Annotated in this window: 18 protein-coding genes; 9 read left to right on the top strand and 9 right to left on the bottom strand. The window is 70.5% G+C overall.

The window, feature by feature from the left end; all coding sequences use genetic code 11:
* Position 1 precedes the first annotated feature (1 nt).
* The 5 genes from L942_RS41060 to L942_RS41040 are packed head-to-tail and all read right to left on the bottom strand — an operon-like array spanning position 2 to position 5,762.
* Entirely contained in the window at positions 2 to 1,123 is a 1,122-nt protein-coding gene (locus L942_RS41060) for an ABC transporter ATP-binding protein (RefSeq protein WP_037370767.1), read from the bottom strand.
* 12 nt (positions 1,124 to 1,135) lie between these two features.
* Positions 1,136 to 2,890, bottom strand: a complete 1,755-nt coding sequence (locus L942_RS41055; RefSeq protein WP_063695858.1) for an ABC transporter permease — start codon at positions 2,888 to 2,890, stop codon at positions 1,136 to 1,138.
* A 21-nt stretch (positions 2,891 to 2,911) separates the two neighbouring features.
* Positions 2,912 to 3,976 (bottom strand): ABC transporter substrate-binding protein, encoded by a 1,065-nt coding sequence (locus L942_RS41050; protein ID WP_051166588.1) that lies wholly within the window; start codon positions 3,974 to 3,976, stop codon positions 2,912 to 2,914.
* A gap of 5 nt (positions 3,977 to 3,981) precedes the next feature.
* Positions 3,982 to 4,845: an amidohydrolase family protein gene (locus L942_RS41045; protein WP_037370766.1), complete on the bottom strand. Its 864-nt coding sequence runs from the start codon at positions 4,843 to 4,845 to the stop codon at positions 3,982 to 3,984.
* Between the two features lie 20 nt (positions 4,846 to 4,865).
* On the bottom strand, positions 4,866 to 5,762 hold the full coding sequence (locus tag L942_RS41040; RefSeq protein WP_037370765.1) for a hypothetical protein: 897 nt from the start codon (positions 5,760 to 5,762) through the stop codon (positions 4,866 to 4,868).
* 392 nt (positions 5,763 to 6,154) lie between these two features.
* On the opposite strand from L942_RS41040, the gene L942_RS41035 reads away from it, so the two are divergent.
* The 9 genes from L942_RS41035 to L942_RS40995 are packed head-to-tail and all read left to right on the top strand — an operon-like array spanning position 6,155 to position 14,315.
* Positions 6,155 to 6,727: an SRPBCC family protein gene (locus L942_RS41035; RefSeq protein ID WP_037370764.1), complete on the top strand. Its 573-nt coding sequence runs from the start codon at positions 6,155 to 6,157 to the stop codon at positions 6,725 to 6,727.
* Positions 6,711 to 7,562: an HpcH/HpaI aldolase family protein gene (locus L942_RS41030; protein ID WP_081655432.1), complete on the top strand. Its 852-nt coding sequence runs from the start codon at positions 6,711 to 6,713 to the stop codon at positions 7,560 to 7,562. Before L942_RS41035 ends, L942_RS41030 begins: the two co-directional genes overlap by 17 nt.
* Positions 7,563 to 7,584: 22 nt before the next feature.
* Positions 7,585 to 8,631: an amidohydrolase family protein gene (locus L942_RS41025; protein WP_037370762.1), complete on the top strand. Its 1,047-nt coding sequence runs from the start codon at positions 7,585 to 7,587 to the stop codon at positions 8,629 to 8,631.
* Positions 8,628 to 10,277 carry a thiamine pyrophosphate-binding protein gene (locus L942_RS41020; RefSeq protein ID WP_037370761.1) on the top strand — a complete coding sequence of 550 codons (1,650 nt, stop codon included), beginning with the start codon at positions 8,628 to 8,630 and terminating at the stop codon, positions 10,275 to 10,277. Before L942_RS41025 ends, L942_RS41020 begins: the two co-directional genes overlap by 4 nt.
* Positions 10,278 to 10,294: 17 nt before the next feature.
* On the top strand, positions 10,295 to 11,137 hold the full coding sequence (locus tag L942_RS41015; protein WP_037370760.1) for a hypothetical protein: 843 nt from the start codon (positions 10,295 to 10,297) through the stop codon (positions 11,135 to 11,137).
* A 16-nt stretch (positions 11,138 to 11,153) separates the two neighbouring features.
* Positions 11,154 to 12,128, top strand: coding sequence for a 4,5-dihydroxyphthalate decarboxylase (locus tag L942_RS41010; protein ID WP_037370759.1), 975 nt, complete (start codon positions 11,154 to 11,156; stop codon positions 12,126 to 12,128).
* Positions 12,129 to 12,140: 12 nt separating this feature from the next.
* Positions 12,141 to 12,989 carry an amidohydrolase family protein gene (locus L942_RS41005; protein ID WP_037370758.1) on the top strand — a complete coding sequence of 283 codons (849 nt, stop codon included), beginning with the start codon at positions 12,141 to 12,143 and terminating at the stop codon, positions 12,987 to 12,989.
* Between the two features lie 4 nt (positions 12,990 to 12,993).
* Complete coding sequence (locus tag L942_RS41000) at positions 12,994 to 13,650, top strand: GntR family transcriptional regulator (RefSeq protein ID WP_037370757.1); 657 nt, start codon at positions 12,994 to 12,996, stop codon at positions 13,648 to 13,650.
* Positions 13,651 to 13,652: 2 nt separating this feature from the next.
* Positions 13,653 to 14,315: a universal stress protein gene (locus tag L942_RS40995; RefSeq protein ID WP_037370756.1), complete on the top strand. Its 663-nt coding sequence runs from the start codon at positions 13,653 to 13,655 to the stop codon at positions 14,313 to 14,315.
* A gap of 74 nt (positions 14,316 to 14,389) precedes the next feature.
* Here L942_RS40995 and L942_RS40990 read toward each other — a convergent pair whose 3' ends face one another.
* From L942_RS40990 to L942_RS40975, 4 genes are all read right to left on the bottom strand, one after another.
* Positions 14,390 to 16,420, bottom strand: a complete 2,031-nt coding sequence (locus L942_RS40990) for a glycosyltransferase (RefSeq protein ID WP_051166587.1) — start codon at positions 16,418 to 16,420, stop codon at positions 14,390 to 14,392.
* Complete coding sequence (locus tag L942_RS40985) at positions 16,417 to 17,046, bottom strand: DUF998 domain-containing protein (RefSeq protein ID WP_235079654.1); 630 nt, start codon at positions 17,044 to 17,046, stop codon at positions 16,417 to 16,419. Before L942_RS40985 ends, L942_RS40990 begins: the two co-directional genes overlap by 4 nt.
* 421 nt (positions 17,047 to 17,467) lie before the next feature.
* Positions 17,468 to 18,868 (bottom strand): HAMP domain-containing sensor histidine kinase, encoded by a 1,401-nt coding sequence (locus tag L942_RS40980; RefSeq protein WP_037370754.1) that lies wholly within the window; start codon positions 18,866 to 18,868, stop codon positions 17,468 to 17,470.
* On the bottom strand, positions 18,865 to 19,557 hold the full coding sequence (locus L942_RS40975; RefSeq protein WP_037370753.1) for a response regulator transcription factor: 693 nt from the start codon (positions 19,555 to 19,557) through the stop codon (positions 18,865 to 18,867). The genes L942_RS40980 and L942_RS40975 overlap by 4 nt, the downstream gene beginning before the upstream one ends.
* Between the last annotated feature and the right edge of the window lies 1 nt (position 19,558).

Here is a 19,558-nt window from a genome sequence, read left to right as displayed (position 1 = left end):
GTCAGGACCAGAGCGCCACCGTCCACTCGGGATCCAGCATGACTCCGACGTCGTCGCCCGGGCGGATCCGCAGGTGCGCGTCGGCGTGGGCGCGGAATTCGACCTCGTCCGCGGTGGCGACCACTTCGAGCCGGTCGCCGAGGTATTCGGTGGAGACGACGCGCGCGGGGAATCGGTCGGGCTCACCGGCGTCCGGTGTTCCGGGCACGATCCGGACGTGCTCGGGGCGGATGCACACGTGCACGTCCCGGGCCTGGGCGGGCGGGGCGGCGAAACGCTCGCAGCGGATGACGCCGATGGCGGTTTTCACTTCCGCCACGCGGCGTGGCGGGCCGTCGACGACTCCGGGGATCAGGTTGGCGCTGCCCACGAAATCGGCGACGAACCGGGACGCGGGCGAGTCGTAGATCTCCGCCGGGGAACCGATTTGCTCGACCCGGCCGCGGTTCATCACGACGATGGTGTCCGACATCGCCAGCGCCTCGCCCTGGTCGTGCGTCACGTAAATCGTGGTGACGCCGAACTTCTGCTGGAAGGACCGCAGTTCGGAACGCAGCTGCGACCGCAGCTTGGCGTCCAGGTTGGACAGTGGTTCGTCCAGCAGCAGGACTTCCGGTTCGCACAGCAGGGCGCGGGCGAGCGCCAAGCGCTGTTGCTGCCCGCCGCTCAGCTGGGTCGACCACCGGTCCGCGTACTCGGACAGGCCGACCTGTTCCAGCATCGCGAGCACCCGCGTCCGGGCCTCGCCTCGGGAGCAGGTCTTGCGGCCGTAGCGGAGCGGGAAGGCCGCGTTGTCGAAGACTTTCATGTGCGGCCAGATCCCGTAGGACTGCGGCACCATCGCGATCGGACGGTCCTCGGGCGCCACGTCCCGGCGGGCCGCCGAGGAGAAGACAGCCTTGCCGTTCATGGAGATTTCGCCGCGGTCGGCGCTTTCGAGCCCGGCCAGGCAGCGCAGGGTCGTGGTTTTGCCGCAGCCGCTCGGACCCAGCAGGGTGAAGAAGCCGCCGCGGGGCACGGTGAAGCCGACGTTGTCCACGGCGAGGCTCGCCTCGGCGCTCTGCTTCCGGGCGAACCGCTTCTCGAGACCGGAGATCGCCACGGCGTGCTCGGTGTTCTGCATGGTCACGACACCTCAGATGTGTTGTTGGAAGCCGCGGCGGTTGACCCACCACACGGAACCGGCGGAGACGGCGAGCAGGAGCACGGCCAGCGCGCTGGCCTCGGGATAGTTCGCGCTCTCGCCGATCATGTCCCACAGCAGCACTACGACGGTGCGGTTGTCCGAATTGGACAGCAGCAGCGCGATCGGGAGCTCGCCCAGCGCGTTCGCGAAGACCCAGAGCCAGGTGCGCGTCACCGACGGCGCGACGAGCGGCAGCACCACCCGGCGCAGCACGGTGCCGTGCCGGGCGCCGGACACCCGGCCGACCTCTTCGAGCCCGCCGTCGAGCTGCAGCAGGGAGGTCTGCAGCATCCGCGACGCGCGGGGGATGTAACGCGTGGTGAGCGCGATGACGATGATCCAGATCGTGCCGTAGACCGGGATCGGCAGGAACAGGTAGAGGAACAGCACCGCGACGCCGAGCACGACGCTCGGCACGGCGAACACGAGGAACGACAGGTCGAACAACGCGCGCCCGGCCCGCCCGCCTCGCTCGGAGGCCAGTGCCAGCCACAGTCCGAACCCGGCGGTGAGCGTCGCCGTGACGAGGCTGATGACCAGGGTGTTGACCACCGCGTGGGTCAGGTTCGGATCGGTGAAGATCGTGCCGTAGTTGGCGAGGCCGAGGCTGCCGAGACTGTGGAGGCTGATCGGTTGCAGGAACGGCGTCAGGCTGGTCCACACGAGAGTCAGGATCGGGACGACGATCGCGACGAGCACGTACAGCGCCACGATCGCGGCCGCCGGGTAGCGCCACCGGCCCAGCCGCACCGGTGCCGACCGGTATCCCTTGCCGCTGACCACTTTGAAGCGGTGCGATTCCCGCGTCTGCCGCCGGTAGATCGCGATCATCACCAGGGACAGCAGCACCAGCAGGACGCCGTAGGCACTGGCGAGCCCGTAGTCCGACATGCCCGACGGAGGCTGCAGCGCCGCCTGCACGAGACTGCTGAACACGAAGATCTGGTGCGGGGTCCCGAGAATGGACGGGATCGCGAACTCTTCGAGGGCGATGACGGCCAGCAGCATCGCGGCCGCGCTCATGCCGGGCAGGGTGAGCGGGAGGACGATCTTGCGGGTGCGGGTCAGCCAGCCGGCGCCCGAGGTGGCCGCGGCTTCTTCGAATTCGAGGTTGAGCCGGGCGAAGGTCGGCGCGAGCATCAGGTACATGCTGGGGACGCCGAAGATGCCGGCCACGAGGATCATTCCCGGCAGCGAGTAGATGGTGACCGAAATTCCGAAGACGCGCTCGACGAGCAGGGCGAGCGGGCCGTTGGCGGGATTGGCCGCGAGCACCCAGGCCACCGCCATCACGGTCGCGGGCACGCCCATCGGCGCCAGCGCGCTCGGGGCCAGCACGCGGCGGCCGGGCAGGTCGGTGCGTTCGAAGAGGTAGGCCAGGCTGACGCTGATCACCAGCGCCACCGCGACGGTGCCGACAACGAAGATCGCCGAGTTGAGAGCGACTTCGAGCACCCGCGAGGAAGAGAAGATCTTGACGAAGTTGTCGAAGGTGAAGCCCGGGATGTCGAAGGGCAGCTTCAGTTCGGCGCTCTTGAGGCTGCTGTAGACCAGCATGCCCAGCGGGAACACCACGAGGTAGGCGAGGAACAGGCCGATGGCGATGTTGACGCCGGTGCGGACACGGCCGCGGCGGCGCGGGCGGGCGGGCTCGGCGGGCGGGCGCGGGGGTGCGGCGGGGGCGGCCCTGGTGGCGGACTGCATCGTCGGAGTCTCCAAGGGATTTCAGTTCACGTCGGTGCCCAAGGCCTTCTCGACCTGGGGGAAGAAATCGGCGAACCGCTGGTACTGCTGGATGTCGGTCTCGCTGCGCCACTGGACCCCGGCGGCGCAGAGCGCGCGGACGACGCGGTTGGCGAGGGCGGTCTTCGAACAGTCGGTCTCGGTCGGGATGATCGAGTTGTAGCTGCCGGCGAGCGCCTTCTGGCCCGCGGCGGAGGCGAGGAACGCGGTGAGCAGCCGACCGGCCGCCGGGTGCGGCGAGCCCTCGGGCGCGAACAGATAGGCCTTGTTGGCGTTGGTCGGCCCGACCGGGGCGACCGCGACCGGAGCGCCCTTCGCCTGGTCCGAAAGCACGAGGTTGACCAGGTCGGTGCCGAGCGGGGTCTGCCCGGAGACGATGTTGGTGTGCGCCTGGGTCGTGTTGTCCGTGTAGTGCGGGGTTTGCTTGGCCAGCTTCGCGGAGAACGCCAGCCCGGGCCCGGCGCCCAGCGTCTTGTCCTGCTCCCACACCGTCATGAACGACCCGCGCGACTCGATCGTGAGCTTGCCGCCGCCCCACTGCGGGGACAGCACGTCGCTCCAGCTGTGCGGCACCTCGGCGGCGGGCACGGCGGCCGTGTTGTACGCCCACACCTTCGGCACGGCCCACACGTAGACGAAGTTGCCGTCGAAGATCTGGTTCCCCGGCACGCCGTACCGGCTCCAGTCGACCTTCGCCGCCATGTCCACCGACGGCAGCACGGTCAGCCCGCCCGCGTTGGACACGTCGAAGCTCACGCGGTCGGCGGCCTGTTCGACGTTGAGCTGGGTGACGAGGTCCGGGGCCTTCTTGTTGGTGTATTTGACCGTGATGCCGGGATATTTCTTTTCGAACGCCTTGATCGCGGGCCGCATCTGGGCTTCCGGTTTCGGCGCGAACCAGATGACCTGGCCCTCTTTCTTCGCCGCCTGGTAGAGCTCGGCGAGGTTGCGGGCGTCCGGCGCGGGCGGCGGCTTGCTGCACGCCGCGCCGAGCAGCGCGACCACGGCCGCCACGGCGGCCAGCACGGTCTTCCGACGGGTACGCACGGTTCTCACTGTCCCCCCGTTGTCGCTGACACGCCGTACAACCGTGCGGCCGTGCCGCCTGCGACGAGTGCTTGCTGGGCGTCGTCGAGCGCGGGCAGCTGCGCTCGCACGAGGTCCGCCAGCTCCCCCAGCGAGCCCGCCGAGGCAGGGAAGTTCGAGCCCCACATGACGTGGTCGGCCCCGAATTCCTCGACCAGCGTGCGCACCACCGGTGCGGCGGACCCGGCTTCGCGCTGGGCCCGCAGGACGGCGGGCGGAGTGAGTTTCACGAAGACCCGGCCGCTCTCGCGCAGCCGCGCGAGCGCCGGATACGGCAGCACGCCGTCGCCGAGATCGGGACGGGCCGCGTGGTCCAGCACGACGGTCAGGCCCGGGTACGCCTCGAGCAGTCCGGCCAGGATCGGGGTGTGCTTGGCGTGCATCTGGACGCAGACCGGGACGCGGCGGTCGGACAGGAACTGCCAGACCGGCGTCATCCGCTCGTCGTCGAGGCCTCGGCCGGGCGTCGGCACGGCGGTCGTCCCGTCGGCGGCGCGGATGCGGACGCCGGAAAAGCCGCGCTCGTCGATCCAGTGGGCGAGGTCGTCGACGGCTTTGGGCGAGAGGAAGTCGACCGAGCAGACGCCGCTCAGGCGGCCGGGGTGCCGGGCGAGCTGGTCGGCGACATAGCTGTTGTCGAAGCCGTACACCGTCGAGGCCTGCACGATGACGAGGTGGTCCACCTCGGCGGCGTCCGCCGCGCGCAGCAGGCCGTCGATGTCGGTCGGGCGTTCGCGGGACCAGTCGGAGCGGTGCCCGCCCAGCGGCGCGGGCGGATACGCGGCGGTATCCGGGGAAATGATGTGCGTGTGCGTGTCGACGCGGAACATGGGCTCTGCTTTCGGTGTGCTCAGGCGAGGTGGCGGGAGAAGTCGTCGAGGAGTTCGGCGACGGTCACCGGGGTGCGGATGACGTTCTGCTGCAGCGCGTAGTCGATCGCGACCTGGAGCCCGGCGACGAGTTCGTCGGTGATGCCGAAGCGCAGTGCGCGCACGCGCGGTCCGGGTTCGGCGTCGGCGGCTTTGCGTTCTTCGATGCGGGTGCCGAACTCCTTGTACAGTTCGGCGACCGTGCCGGGTTCGGCCTCGAGCAGGTCCCGCCGGACGGTGAGCAGGTGGTTGATCGGCACCGTCCCGTGCCGTTCGCCCCACGCTTCTTCTGCCGCACGCCACTCCGGGATGACCGGGACCAGCGGGCCTTCCGCGCCGTCGAGCGCGGGCGGGCCGAGGACGGCGGCGGAGACCTCGCCGCGGCGCAGCACGTCGAGCACTTTTCCTTCCGTGCGCTCGACATTCGCCGGTTCGGCGTACTCGGCGACGTGCGGCCCCTCGGTGGTCACCCAGGTGACGTCCTTCGCGTCGAGGCCGTACTCCTCGTGCAGGATGCCGCGCACCCACAGGCCGGTGGTCTGACTGTAGGCCCGCACCCCGACCCGCTTGCCGGCCAGGTCCGCCGGCGCGAATTCGGCCGAACCGGGCCAGCGGGTCAGCGAGTGGTGGTGGAAATCGCCGCTGAGCACGACCGGAAGCAGCGCGATCGGCACGCCCGCTTCGCGCGCCTGGAGGAACGTGGCGAGGGCGAGTTCGCTGACGTCGTAGCGCAGCTCCCGCACCATCGGCGCGAACGCCCGGTAGATCGGATCGGCGTGCGCGACCTCGACGCGGTGGCCGCCGGGCGCGAACCCGGGGGCGGCGACGAACTCCGTGTGCGGGTAGGCCTTCACCGCGACGGACAAGGTCCTGGCCATAGGGGGCGACTCCTCTGCTGCGCTGGAGCGGAACGCGGGTGCCGACGCGACCGGGCGGACACCCAAAATGTCGAACAGTGTCAGCGACCGTACGCGCCTTCTGCGGGTGTTTCAACCTTCAAAGCAGCAGATCGTCTAACAATCTTGCGTTCATCGAGAGCCTCCAGCCCCGCCGGGCAGGCCGCGATCATGCGCCCCACCTGCGAGAACACCCCCGACCCATCTTGTTCTACAAGATTCATCTCATGCTGGATCGATCGTCGCAGAGAATCTTGTCGAACAAGGAGTTCTTGCCGACCGTCGGTGCAGCCTGCTACGGTCCGCCGCAAAGTTGTTAAACAATCTGGCGGTTGCCCCGGCAACGGGCGCGGCCGCCGAGCGAGGGCAGAGCTGTGATCGAGATCGACGAGGAGATCCCCGTTCCCGCACCGCCGGAGCGGGTGTGGGAGGTCGTGTCCGACCCCGAAGCGGTGGTGTCGTGCATCAGCGGCGCCGAGCTCGGCGCCTCGCACGACGACGGATCGTTCGACGGAACGCTGGTCGTCAAGTTCGGCGCGGTGCGCGTGCGGTTCGGCGCCCGCGTCTCCCTGGACCTGGACGAGCCGGAGCGGGAAGGGCGGCTGTCGGCGAAGGGCCGCGACGGGCAGGGAGCCACTCGGTTCTCCGCACACGCGACCTTCCGGGTCGTCCCGGATCCGGCGGCCGGGGGTTCCCGGGTCCGGGTGACCGGCCAGGTGAGCCTCGCGGGGAAGCTCGCGTCGCTCATCGAGGCCGGGGCCGGCGCGGTGGTTTCCCGGATGACCAAGGAATTCTCCGCCGAACTGGTGCGCAAGTGCGCGGGAGAGGCCGCGACCGAACCGCCCGCGCGCCCCTCGCTGTGGGCGCGGCTGCGCGACTGGTGGCAGCGAATCGTCCACAAGCGACAGAACGAACGGAATGAGGTGCGCAGTGGCCAGGCTGAATAGCGTCATCGGAGCCCTGGAGTCGGGAAAACCCGCCTTCGCGGCCTTCGCCCCGCCCGAGCCGTCGGCGGCGCTCGACTTCGCCGGTTCGGCCTACGACGGGGTGGTCTTCGAAGCCGAGCACAAACCGTGGGACGCCGCGAACCTCCGCGACAGCCTGCAGTACCTGCTCGACCGCCGGCGCATCTTCGAAGCGGACACCCTCGCCCCGGCGCCGACCCCGTTCGTCCGTGTGCCGGTCAACGGCGCGGAACACGGTCAATGGCACGCGAAACAGGCGCTCGACCTCGGGGCGTACGGCATCGTCTGGCCGCACATCTCCCGTGTCGAGGAAGCGCGCAACGCCGTCGCGGCCTGCCGCTACCCCCGGCTGCCCGGCACGGAGCGCTTCGAACCCGCCGGCCTGCGCGGCGACGCGCCGGCGGCAGCCGCCCGCTACTGGGGACTGTCCGCCCAGGACTACTACGCCAAGGCCGACGTCTGGCCGCTCGACCCGGACGGCGAAATCCTCGCCGTGATCCAGATCGAGGACCAGCTCGGCATCGAGAACCTGCCCGCGATCCTCGACCAGGTGCCGGGCATCGGGCTCGTGCTCATCGGCGAGGGCGACCTCAGCCAGGAGCTGGGCGTGCCGCGGCAGCTGGAGCACCCGCTGATGGTCGAGGCGCGGCAGCGGATCGTCGAGATCTGCCGGAAGCACGACGTCGTCGTCGGGCATCCGCACGTCACCGCCCGCAATGCCGAGCAGGTCCTCGACGAGGGCTACCGCTTCCTCATGACCGCACCGGTCCGCAGCTACCCCGGCCTCGACCGGGGCCGCGAGCTGGCCGGGCGCTGACCCCATCCCAGGAGGAAACCCCGTGATCATCGACTGCCACGGTCACTTCACCACCGCGCCGGCCACGCTCGGCCAGTGGCGCGAACGGCAGGTCAAGAACTTCGAGGACACCGGTGCCCGCCTCTCCCCCGACGAGCTGCGCATCGACGACGACGAGATCCGCACCGCGATCGAGAACGGCCAGCTGAAGCTGCAGCGCGAACGCGGCACCGACCTCACCCTGTTCTCCCCCGGCGCCGGGAAAATGGCCCACCACTACGGCGACGCCGAAACCAGCCGCGTGTGGTCGCGGGTGAGCAACGACCTCATCGCCCGCGTCTGCGGCCTGTTCCCGGACAACTTCGCCGGCGTGTGCCAGCTGCCGCAGTCCCCGGGCGACGCGCTCGCCGAGTCCGTCCGCGCGTCGGCCGCCGAACTCGAGCGCTGCGTGACCGAACTCGGGTTCGTCGGCTGCCTGCTCAACCCCGACCCGTCCGACGGGTACTGGCAGGCGCCGCCGCTGACCGACCGCGTCTACTACCCCTTGTACGAGAAGATGGCCGAACTGGACGTGCCCGCGATGGTGCATGTCGCGATGTCGCGCAACCCGGCCGTGCAAGGCACCTGCGCGCACTACCTCAACGGCGACACCGCGGCGTTCATGCAGCTGTGCGAATCCGATTTGTTCACCGACTTCCCCACGCTGCGGCTGATCCTGCCGCACGGCGGCGGCGCGGTGCCCTACCACTGGGGCCGCTACCGCGGGATGATGCTCGACCGCGGCCGGCCTCCGTTGGAAGAAGCCTTGCTGGGCAACGTTTTCTTCGACACCTGCGTCTACCACCGGCGCGGCCTGGAACTGCTCACCGACGTCGTTCCCGCCGCGAACGTCCTGTTCGCCTCGGAAATGATCGGCGCGGTCCGCTCGGTCGACCCGGAAACCGGACGGCGCTTCGACGACACGCTGGCGCTGCTCGATTCTCTCGATTCCCTCGGCCCCGCCGAACGGGAAGCCATCTACGGCGGCAACGCGCTGCGGGTGTTCCCCCGCCTCGTCCGCCGCCTCGACAAACTGGAGGCCGCGCGGTGAAGGTCTACGAAGCACTGGCCGCGGCGTTCGCCGCCGAAGGCGTCACCGACGTGTTCGGCATGATGGGCGACGCCAACATGCACTGGATGAACGCGTTGGCCGGACACGGCACGCGGCTCTACGAGGTCCGCCACGAAGGCGCCGGGCTGAGCATGGCGCACGGGTTCGCCCGCGCCTCGGGCCGCCCCGGCGTCGTCACCACGACGAGCGGGCCGGGCGCCGCGCAGCTGGCCACGTCGATGCTCGTGGCCAGCCGCGCTCGCATCCCGCTCGTCGCGTTCTGCGGCGAAACCCCGCTGGGCGACGAAAGCGCGGTCCAGTACCTGGACCAGCGCCGGTTCGCCGCCGCGATCGAATGCGAGTTCCTGCAAGTCGCCAAGGCCGACGCCGCCGAGGAAATCGTGCGGCGCGCGTTCTACCTCGCCCGCACCGAGTCGCGACCGGTCATGATCAGCGCGCCGATCGACGTGCAGCTGCGGGAATTCGAGGACGTCCTGCCGTATTCGCCGTCCACCGAACTCCTGCGCACCCCCGCGTTGCTGCCGAACCCGGCGAGCATCGCACAGGCCGCTGAACTGCTCGCCGCGAGCAAGCGACCAGTGCTCATCGCGGGCCGAGGCGCCCGGAGCGCGGACGCGGGCGAGCAAGTGCTCGCGCTGCAACGCCGGACCGGCGCGCTGCTGGCCACCACCTTGCAGGCCAAGAACTGGCTGTACGGCCAGACCGAGTACCACGTCGGGATCGCCGGGCTCTTCGGCAGCAAAGTCGCGATGGAACTGTTGCAGGAAGCCGATTGCGTCGTCGCGGTCGGCGCGAGCCTGAACCACTACACGATCGAAAGCGGCTACCTGTTCCCCGACGCGACGTTCGTGCAGATCGACACCGCGCCCCACGTCGTGATGGGCAACGGCCGCGTCGCCGACAGCTACGTCCAGGCCGACGCGGTCACCGGGCTGGAGGCGCTCACCAGCGCGCTGGAACAGCGCGGCGTCGAACTCGAAGGCTTCCACACCGCCGACGTGCACGCCCGGCTCACCGCCCCGCTCGTGGACCCGGCCGAGTACCGGCGCGAGCCCGGCCTGCTCGATCCGCGCGAAGCGATCGCCGTCGTCGACGAGGAGCTCCCGGGCGAGATCGGGCTCGTCCTCGGCAGCGGACACCAGACCGACTTCGGCACGATGCTGTTCCAGCGGTCCCGCGAAGTCACGTCCAACTACGGCATGTTCGGCGCGATCGGGCAGGCCCCGCTGCTGACCATCGGCGCCGCGGTCGCCAAGCGCGAACCGATCTTCGTCGTCGAGGGCGACGCGAGTTTCCTCATGCATCTGCCCGAATTCGAAACCGCCTGCCGGTACGGGCTGCCGGTGCTCGTCGTGGTGATGAACGACGAGGGCCTCGGCGCCGAGTACCACAAGGCGAGCGCGAAGGGACTCGATCCCGCGCTCGCGGTGATCCCGACCCCGGAACTGGGCGCGGTGGCCCGCGCGCTCGGCGGCGGCGGAGCGACCGTGCGCACCGTCGACGAACTCCGGGCCGCGTTGGGCGATTACGTCCGCGCGCCGCGCCCGACCGTCATCGACGTCCGGATCACCCGCGACGTGCTCAGCGTGCCGTACCGCCGGATCCAGTACGGCGAGGACGTGTGAACGAGAGGAAATCGGACATGAAGATCGTGCTGGGCCGCGACGACCTCGCGGCGGCGGCGTTGGAAGCCGCCGGGGCGGCCGAACGCCTCGACATCCGCCCCGTGCACAAAGCCTCGCGCGGGTTCGTCGAAGACGGCACCGCCGACGTCTGCGAACTGGCCATCGTGACGCTCCTGCAAGCGGTCGCCTACGACAAGCCGGTGGCGCTGCTGCCGATCACCGCGCTCGGCCGCCACCAGCACCAGACCCTGGTGACGTTCGGCGAACCCGGCGTTGACGCCGTGCGCGGGAAAACCGTCGGCGTGCGGTCGTGGAGCCAGACCACCGGCGTGTGGCTGCGCGGGTTCCTCACCGACGACTACGGCATCGATCTGTCCGAAGTGGACTGGATCACCTACGAAGACGGACACGTGCCTGAGTACACCGATCCGGCGTGGACGAAGCGGGCGCCCGAGGGAACAAAACTGCCCGCCGACTTCGTCGACGGCAAACTGGACTACGGCATCATGGGCAACGAACTGCCGTCGGACGACCGCATCCGCACCGCGATCCCGGATGCCCTCCGGGTCGCGGCGGAATGGGCCGAGCGCAAGGGTTTCGCCCCGATCAACCACGTCGTCGCGATCAACCCGGCCGCCGACGCCAAGACCGTCCTCGCCGTCTACGACGCACTGGCCGCGCAAGTGCGCAACGGCCCCGCCGAACTCAACCCCGTCGGCTTCGAAGCACTGCGCGGACCCGTCACCGAGGTCGCCCGCTACGCCCTCGAACAGCAGGTGCTCCCCCGCGCCGTCGCGTTCGACGAACTCGTGGACCGCACCTGCGCCGCACTGGGCGTGTCCGCCTCGCGGCTCGCCTGACCCCGGAAGGAAAGACATGGAAAAGCTCTCAGTGGTCCTCGGCGACTACGCGCACGGCCGCGCGCTGCTGAACGGAGACGTCGAGAGCCCCGGCCGCGCGGTGGAACCGGTCGAGGTGACGCCGGTGATCGGCGCGTACCGCAGGATGATCCGCGACCTCGAATTCGACGTCTGCGAACTCGCGCCCACCTCCTACCTCATGGCGCGGCAGGCCGGAGTGCCGCTGACCGCGATCCCGGTGTTCCTCAACCGCCGCTTTCACCACGCCGACGTGCAGTGCGGCGAAAACTCCGGCATCCGTTTCCCCGCCGACCTGGCCGGCACCCGGATCGGCGTGCGCGCCTACACCGTCACCACCGGCGTCTGGGTGCGCGGGATCCTCCACCGCGAATACGGCCTCGACCTCGGCTCGGTGACCTGGGTCGTCGACGACGAAGACCACATCGAAGGCCGGGCGCCGGCCAACGTCGAACACGTCGCCGACGGCCGGTCGCTCGGCGAACTGCTGCGCGCCGGGGACATCGACGCCGCGCTGAGCGGAAACGCCGGCACCGGCCGGGCCGGAGCGCCGCGCGCCGGATGGTCCGCACCGCCGCCGTCCACAGAGGACGGACCGTATCCGCTGTTCCCCGACCACGAAGTCCTCGCGCTCGACTGGCACCTGCGCACCGGAATCTACCCGCTGCACTCGGTGATCGCGGTCCGCAGCGAACTGGTCGAACGCGACCCGGGCCTGCCGACCGCGCTGTACGCCGCGTTCGCCGAAAGCAAGCGCCGCCAAGTCGCCGCCGACCCGGAATGGTCCGCCCTGCCGCGACTGGGCAAACAGGCCCGGCAACTCGGCGCCGACCCGATCCCCTACGGCCTTGCCGCCAACGACCTCAGCCTGCGCGCACTTGTCGAGTTTTCGCGCACCCAAGGCCTGCTCGACGCCGACTTCCCCGCCGAACCGCGGCAACTGTTCGCCGACGGCGACTACCCGGACGCCTGAAAGGTGCCGTTCATGGACATCATCGACACCCACTGCCACGTCGTCTCCGCCGACCTCGCCCGCTACCCGCGGTCCCCGTTGGGCGGCAAGCAATCGAGCTGGGCCACCACCCGGCCGGTCACCGCGGACGAGATGGCGCACCGGATGGACGAGGCAGGCATCGCGCAAGCCGTACTGGTGCAGGCCACCACGGCATACGGCTACGACAACTCCTACGTCCTCGACAGCCGCGCCCAGCGACCGGATCGGTTCCTCGCGGTCGGCACCGTGGACCCGCTGCGCCCGGACGCAGCCGAGCATCTCGCGAAGGTCACCAGCAGCGGCCTGTCCGGCGTGCGGCTGTTCACCAGCGGCAGCACCGTCCCCGCCCAAGGCGAGTGGTTCGCCGCCCCGGAAAGCTTCCCGTTCTGGGAGAAGGCCGCCGAACTCGGCGTGACAGTGTGCCTGCAGATGCGACTCGGCCCGGCCACCGCACAGCTCGACGCCTTGCTGGACCGGTTCCCGTCCGTCCAGGTCCTGCTGGACCACCTCGGCTACCCCGACATCGCGACCTCCCCGGCCGACGCCGGGGCGACCGTCGCGAAACTGGCCGTGCACCCCGGCCTGCACCTGAAACTGACCCACCGCAACCTCGAACCCCTGCACGCCGCCGGAAAGGAAGCGACCGCGTTCCTCGACCCCGTGCTGGCTTCGTTCGGCGCACAGCGGATCGCCTGGGGCTCGAACCTCCCCGCCGCCGAACAATCCCTGCCCGAACTCGTCGCCCTCGCCCGCGAAGTCCTCGCCGACGTCCCGGCCGCCGACCAACACGAGATCTTCGGCGGCACCGCCCGGCGGCTCTACCCAGGACTGCCGGACTAGAGCCGTGAGCGAAAGCGACAGCCGCACCACGCGCTACAGCCAGGTCTACGAAGAGCTGCGCACCCTCCTGCTCTCCGGCGGCTACGAACCGAACACCCGGCTGACCGAAGCGGATCTGACCACGAGATTCACCGTATCCCGCGGCACGATCCGCTCGGTGCTGGTGCGGCTGGCGCAGGAAGGCTACGTCACCAGCGAAGTCAACCGAGGCGTCCGCACGCGCAGCTTCACCCTCGCCGAAGCAGCCGACATCCTCGAAGCACGCGAAACCCTCGAGGCCGCACTGGCGGGCAAAGCCGCGGAACGGGCGACCGACCGCGAAATCGCCGAACTCCGCTCGACCCTGGAAAGAATGGAGACAGCACAAGCGACCGGCGACCAGATCGCCTACTCGAAAGGCAACCGAACCTTCCACCAGCAAGTCAAAGCCGCCGCGCACCAAGCAACCCTGGCGCGCACGTACGACACCCTTCTCTATCCCTTGGTCATGCGCCAATACCGCAACATCTCGGCCCGGCACCCGCGCGCGGGCTCCCTCGCCGAGCACCGCGCGATCCTGCTGGCCATCATCACCCGCAACCCCGAAGCAGCGGCCGCGGCGATGCGCCACCACGTCGGCTCCGCCCGGCGGGCACTGCTGCTCGACCGCGGACGGGCCTGACCATGCCTGGGCCGATCGTCGTCGCGTTCGACGGCACCTCCGCCGCTGAGCATGCCCTGGCGTGGGCTGCTGCGGCAGCGGTCCGACGCGGTTCCGATCTCGTGATCGCCACGACGAGCTGGTGGCCGGTGATGCTGGAACCCGTTCCGGCAGGAGTCCGTTTGGTGCCGGACGCCTGCGTGGATCTCGCTGTCGAGCAGGTGACCGCGCAATGGCCCGACCTGCGGGTATCCGGGCTCGAATCCGGCGGCGCCGGCGAACTGCTCGCCCGCGCCGCCGAACTCGACGCTTCGCTGCTCGTACTCGCCGCAGAGACCCGGACTCCGTGGCGAGCCCTCACCCGTGGTGCCGACCGGCCGCTCGCCTTCGTCGGCACCGTCGCCGGGCCGGTAGTGCTGGAGGTGCGCGCCCGGCAGCTGCGCCGTGACACGCTGTCGCTCGCCTTCGACCTCGCCCGCCCGACGGGGACAGGCCTGCACCTGCTGCATACTGCCTGGCACCGCCCTCGCCCAGCCGATCTCGCCGGTTTCGTTGTCTCCGAACTGGCCGACTGGCTGGTGGCCTACCCGAACGTCGCAGTCACGTATCAGCTCACCACCGGCCCGCGCGTGCGGGCGCTGAACCGCAGTGCCCGCACGGCAAGCGTGCTGTTGCCCGCTCGATAAGGCACCCATGCGCTGACCGCATAACCGCTCGCGTAAGCCGGATAGCGCAACAACGCCGCGCTGCCGTGGTCAAGTCAACCAGCGCGGAGGACCTGAGCCTTCCGCACCGGACGCTGCGTCCGCGCCGAAACAGCTGCGGTGTAAAGGGTTTCGTAGGTTTCGAGCGTCCGCTCCAGCCCGTGTTCGGCGACGATCTCCTGGCTGGCCCGTCCCATCTCGGCCCGGATCCCCGCGTTTCCGGCCAGGTCGGCCAGCAGCGAGCCGAGGGCGTCGGCCGCTCCGGGCGGGTAGAGGTAGCCATTGCGGCCGGGGTGCACGAGGTGCGGGAGGGCCATGGCGTCGGCCGCGAGCACCGGCAATCCGGCAGCCATGGCTTCCATGGTCGCGAGGCTCTGCAATTCCGCGGTGCCCGGCATGCAGAAGACGTCGTTCGTGCGGTAGGCGTGCACCAGACTGGCGTCGGACACGGTTCCGTGGAACATGACGCGGTCGGCGACGCCGAGTTCCCGGGCGAGGGCCGCCAACTGGGTTCGGCATGAGCCGTCGCCCACGATGTTGGCCCGCGCCGACGGTACGTGCCGGAGCGCGCGGATCAGGTCGTCGACGTTCTTTTCCGCGTCTAGCCGTCCAACGAACAGCACCTGGATCCCGCGGTCGCTCCGGTCTTCGCCGGGGCGGGGCGCGTAATGCGCGATGTCGATGCCGCAGGACACCACGTCAACCGAGCCGGGGAAGCCGGACTCTTCGAGCAACTGGGCAGCGCGCCGGGTCGGTGTCGTGACGATGTCGGCCTGCCGGAACACGCGGACGAAGTCCCTCCACGCCCAACGCCGCAGAGCCGCCGCCGCGCCCGCGGGAAGCGGCACGAAGCCGAGCAGGTTCTCGGGCATGAAGTGGTTCGTGGCGATCGTCGGCACCGCCCGTTCGCTCGACGCGGAGAGAAGCGCGCGGCCGACCGCGAAATGCGACTGAACGTGCACGACGTCCGGACGCAGTTCGTCCAGCAGGCGTCCGGCTTCGCGGCGCGCGCCGGCCGGGGTGCTGAACCGGAAGGTCGTGTGGAACGGGGTCCGGAAGGAGCGTACGTGGTGCCGCGCGAAACACGGATCCGTCCCCGGCGCGCGACGCGGCTCAGGAGCGAGGACATGGACGTCGTGGCCGCGGGCGGCCAGTCCCCGGGCCAGGCGCTCGGCGAAATGGGCGGCTCCGTTGACATCGGGCGGAAAGGTGTCCGCGCCGAGCAGGATGCGGAGTCCGCGGCGGGTCGTGGGCATGGGGTGCTCCTTGAGGACAGGCCGGCCCGGATTCTCCGAAGCCAGCACGAGGACGCCGGCCACGGCCGCGAGAGCCAGCCCGGCTTGGGCGATCGCCGCGGCCGGCGAGAGCGCGGGCCGCTCGCCGAAGAACACCGCACTGGTCAGGACAGCCGTGACCGGATCGAGCAGGGTGGTCACGGCGACGACGGTCGCGGCCGACCCGCTGGCGTAAGCACGGTGCAGCAGGAAGCCGCCAGCCAGCAGGAGCGCTCCGGCCTCGGCCGCGAGCACCAGGCCAGACCCCGCGGAACCGGCGACCAGATGCTGGATCCCCGCCCGCATCGTCGCGGAGCCGAGACCGAAGAGCACCGCCGTCGCGGTCGCCTGCGCCAGGCAACGCGACCGTCCTCTCGCGGCGCACGCGGCCGCGGCCAGGAAGCCCGCCACGGCGATCGGCGGCTGCGCACTGGCGAACCCCGGCAACGCCGCCGTCGCCGGGACGGCCGCGGACAACCAGACGAATCCGCTGACTCCGCAGCACACCAGCAGCATCGCGACGACGGCTCGGCGGGTGAGGTCCGGGTTGCGGACCAGCACGGTCAAGACAAGGCTCAGCACTCCGATCGGCTGCACGATGGCCACCGGAGCGAGGGACAGCGCGGTCAAGTGCAGGGCACTGCCCGCGGCCGCGAGGCCGCTGCCGAGCAGCCACCCGCGGCTGCGCACGACAGCGACGGTCAGCCCGCGCTCCCCGTCCGGGGCGGACCGCACCGATCCGTGCTGGAGGCGCACCGCCGCGGCGAACAAGCACGCGGCCGTCACCGCGAGCGCGACCGCCAGCGCGATCACTTCGCGGCTCCCTGGATCGCGCGGGCGACCGTGACGAGGATGGCCAGTTCGGCAAGCAGCGCGATCCGTTCCAGAAGCCCCTGGGGCAGCGCCGGCACGAACTGCGCCGCTCCGAACAGAAACGCCGTGACCAACCCGATCACGGCGCCAGTACGGACGCGGACCGACGCCCGCTCCCAGCCGCAGTGGACGAGCAGCTGACGAGACAACGACACCGAAGCCGACGGCAACGTTCCGAACAGCACAGCTCCGGCGACCCGGTGCACCTCGCCGTGCACAGTGGCCTCGGCAGCACTGGCATTGCCGCGGAAGACGAGCACCGTCACCAGCGCAATCGCCCACAGTCCGAAAAGGACCGCGGCACCGGCGCTGACCGGCATCGCGACGACCCGCGCGGCGAGGGCGAGAGCGCCTGCCCCGGCCAAAGCCAAGAGAACCGCGAGCGCGAACCAGGCCCGCGACGCGCGGTGCAGGGCGTAGTCGCTGACCGGGTCCCGGATGGGGTTCACCTCACGGCTGAAGGTCAGCGACAGCACCGTGACCACGGCTTGCGCCGCAATCACCGTTCCGATCGCGCACCGCACCAGAAGGTCCGTCCGCGCGGCTGGACGCAGGGTCAGGTTCACCCCGCCCACGCTGCCGACGGCCGATTAAAGACCGATGAGAAAACTCCCGGGTTCTGGTAAGAAGCGCGGCGGTTCCGGCCAGGGCCCGCCGGAAACGCCGATTGCGGAGCGAGGCCTGCCCACCGACAGACACCACGGCCCGTCCCACCGGCGAGAAGCGCGACAGCTCGGGCCAGGCCAGCCGCAAACCCCGATCCACAGCGAAACCCGTCCGCCGACGCACACCACGGCCCGCCCCACCGGCCGCCGCCCCACCCACAAACAAACGCCGAACAGCCCCTGCGAAAAGCGCAACGGCTCAGGCCAGGTCCGCCGCAAACCCCGATCCAGAGCGAAGCCCGCCCACCGACGCACACCACGATCCGCCGCAACGCCCGCCTCCCCACCGGCGAGCAATCTCCCCAGCGAAAAGCGCGGCAGGTCAGGCCAGGGCGGCCGGGAACGTCAGCTCGAACCGCGCCCCGCCGCCGTCGGCCGCTCCGGCCCGGACCGCGCCCCGGTGCTGCTCCACGACCTGTTCGACGATCGCGAGGCCGAGCCCGGACCCCGGCTGGGCCCGGGCCGTCTCCGCGCGGTAGAAGCGTTCGAAGACGTGCGGCAGATCCGCGGGAGCGATGCCCGGCCCTTCGTCGGACACCACGATCCGCGCTCCCCCCTCCGCCGGGACGACCGCGGCGGTCACCTTCCCGCCGGCCGGGCTCCACTTCGCCGCGTTGTCGAGCACGTTCAGCACCGCGCGTTCCAAGGCCGCCGGGCGGCCGTCCACCTCCGCGCTGACCGCGTCCACGCCGAATTCCACGTCCGGGTACCGGGCCCGGACCCGCTCCGCCGCCGAGGCGAGCACGTCGGCCAGGTCGACCCGCCCGACCGGCTCGGGTTCGCGTTCCCCGGTGGACAGCTCGACCAGTTCGCCGACCAGCGTGGTCAGCTCGACCGATTGAACGTCGAGATCGGCCAGCAGCCGGGTGCGGTCCTCCGGCGGGAGCACCCGTTCCTGTCCTTCGGCGTGGATGAGCAGCTCGATGTTGTTGCGCAGGCTCGTCAAGGGCGTGCGCAGCTCGTGGCCCGCGTCCTGCACCAGCCGCTGCTGCTCGTCGCGAGAGCTGCGCAACGCGGTCAGCATCGCATTGAACGAGACCGCAAGGCGCGCCAGTTCGTCGCTGCCCACGACCCGGATGCCGGCGGCGAGTTCCTGGGTGCGGGCGACGTCCTCCGCGGCGTCGGTCAGCTCGGCGACCGGCCGCAGCGCGGTCTTCGCTATCGCCCGTCCGGCGAACGCGGCGCCCGCGATCCCGATCAGCCCGGCCAAGGTCAGCCACGCGCCCAGCTCCGCGAGAGTGTTTTCGATCCCCTCGGAGTTGCGGGCGACCGAGACCGCTCCCCCGCCCGGCCGGGGCACGGTCCACACGCGGTAGCGATCACCGCCGATCTTCTCCACGTCCGCCCCCAGCGCCGCCGCCCCGGCCGCGACCTGCCGCGCCCGGACCCCGGGCGGGAACCCGCCCGGCGCGCCCGCCGTTCCCGCGCTCGTTCCGTCCGCGGTGAGGAATTGCACGGCGAGAACGTCGCGATGTCCTGGATCCGCTCCCGAATCACCGCGCTGGACGGTGTGCAAGGTCGCCAGCGCGTCCGCGGGAGTCGCCGCCTTCGCCGCGACTTGCGCGTACGTCTGCAGCTGCGCGTCGAACTGCTGGTACAGATTTGCTCTGGTCAGCAGCCAAGCAGCGGAAGAAGTCACCACCACCGCGACCGCCACCGCGAGCCCCACCATCACCGCCAGCCGGGTCCGCAGCGAGCGCTCGCGCCACCGCAGCCGTTTCACAACGGCTCGTCCCGCAGCACGTAGCCGACGCCGCGCACGGTGTGCAGCAGCCGGGGCTCCCCGCCCGCTTCCAGCTTGCGGCGCAGGTAGCTGACATACACGTCCAGCCCGTTCGAACCGGAACCGAAGTCGTAACCCCACACCTGCTCGAACATCGCCGCCCGGGTCAGCACGATCCTCGGGTGGCGCAGGAACGCCTCCAGCATCGCGAACTCGGTCCGGGTCAGCCGGACCGGCCGGTCGCCCCGGCGGACCTCCCGCGTGCCCGGGTCCAGGACCAGATCGGCGAACGCAAGCGCGGTCCCGGCCGAAGGGCGGGGAGTGTCGTACTCGACCCGCCGCAGCAGCGCCCGCACCCGGGACAGCAATTCCTTCAGCGCGAACGGCTTGACCAGATAATCGTCCGCGCCCGCGTCCAGCCCGGTCACCCGGTCCGCCACGCCGCTGCGCGCGGTCAGCATGAGGATCGGCACGTAGTTGCCCTCGGCACGCAACAGGCGGCAGCTGTCCAGACCGTCCAGAACGGGCATCATCACGTCGAGAATGACCCCGTCCGGGTTTTCCGCCCGGATCGTCTCGATTCCTTCGGCGCCATTGGCCGCCAGCGAAACGCTGTAGCCCTCGAACCGCAGCGTCCGGGACAGCGAATCCCGCACCGCCTCCTCGTCGTCGACCACGACCAGATGCATC

Origin of the sequence: Amycolatopsis orientalis DSM 43388, assembly GCF_000411975.1 — a bacterium.
In the GTDB taxonomy this organism is placed as follows: Bacteria; Actinomycetota; Actinomycetes; order Mycobacteriales; family Pseudonocardiaceae; genus Amycolatopsis; species Amycolatopsis orientalis_D.
This window is presented reverse-complemented; position numbering and strand designations above follow the sequence as displayed.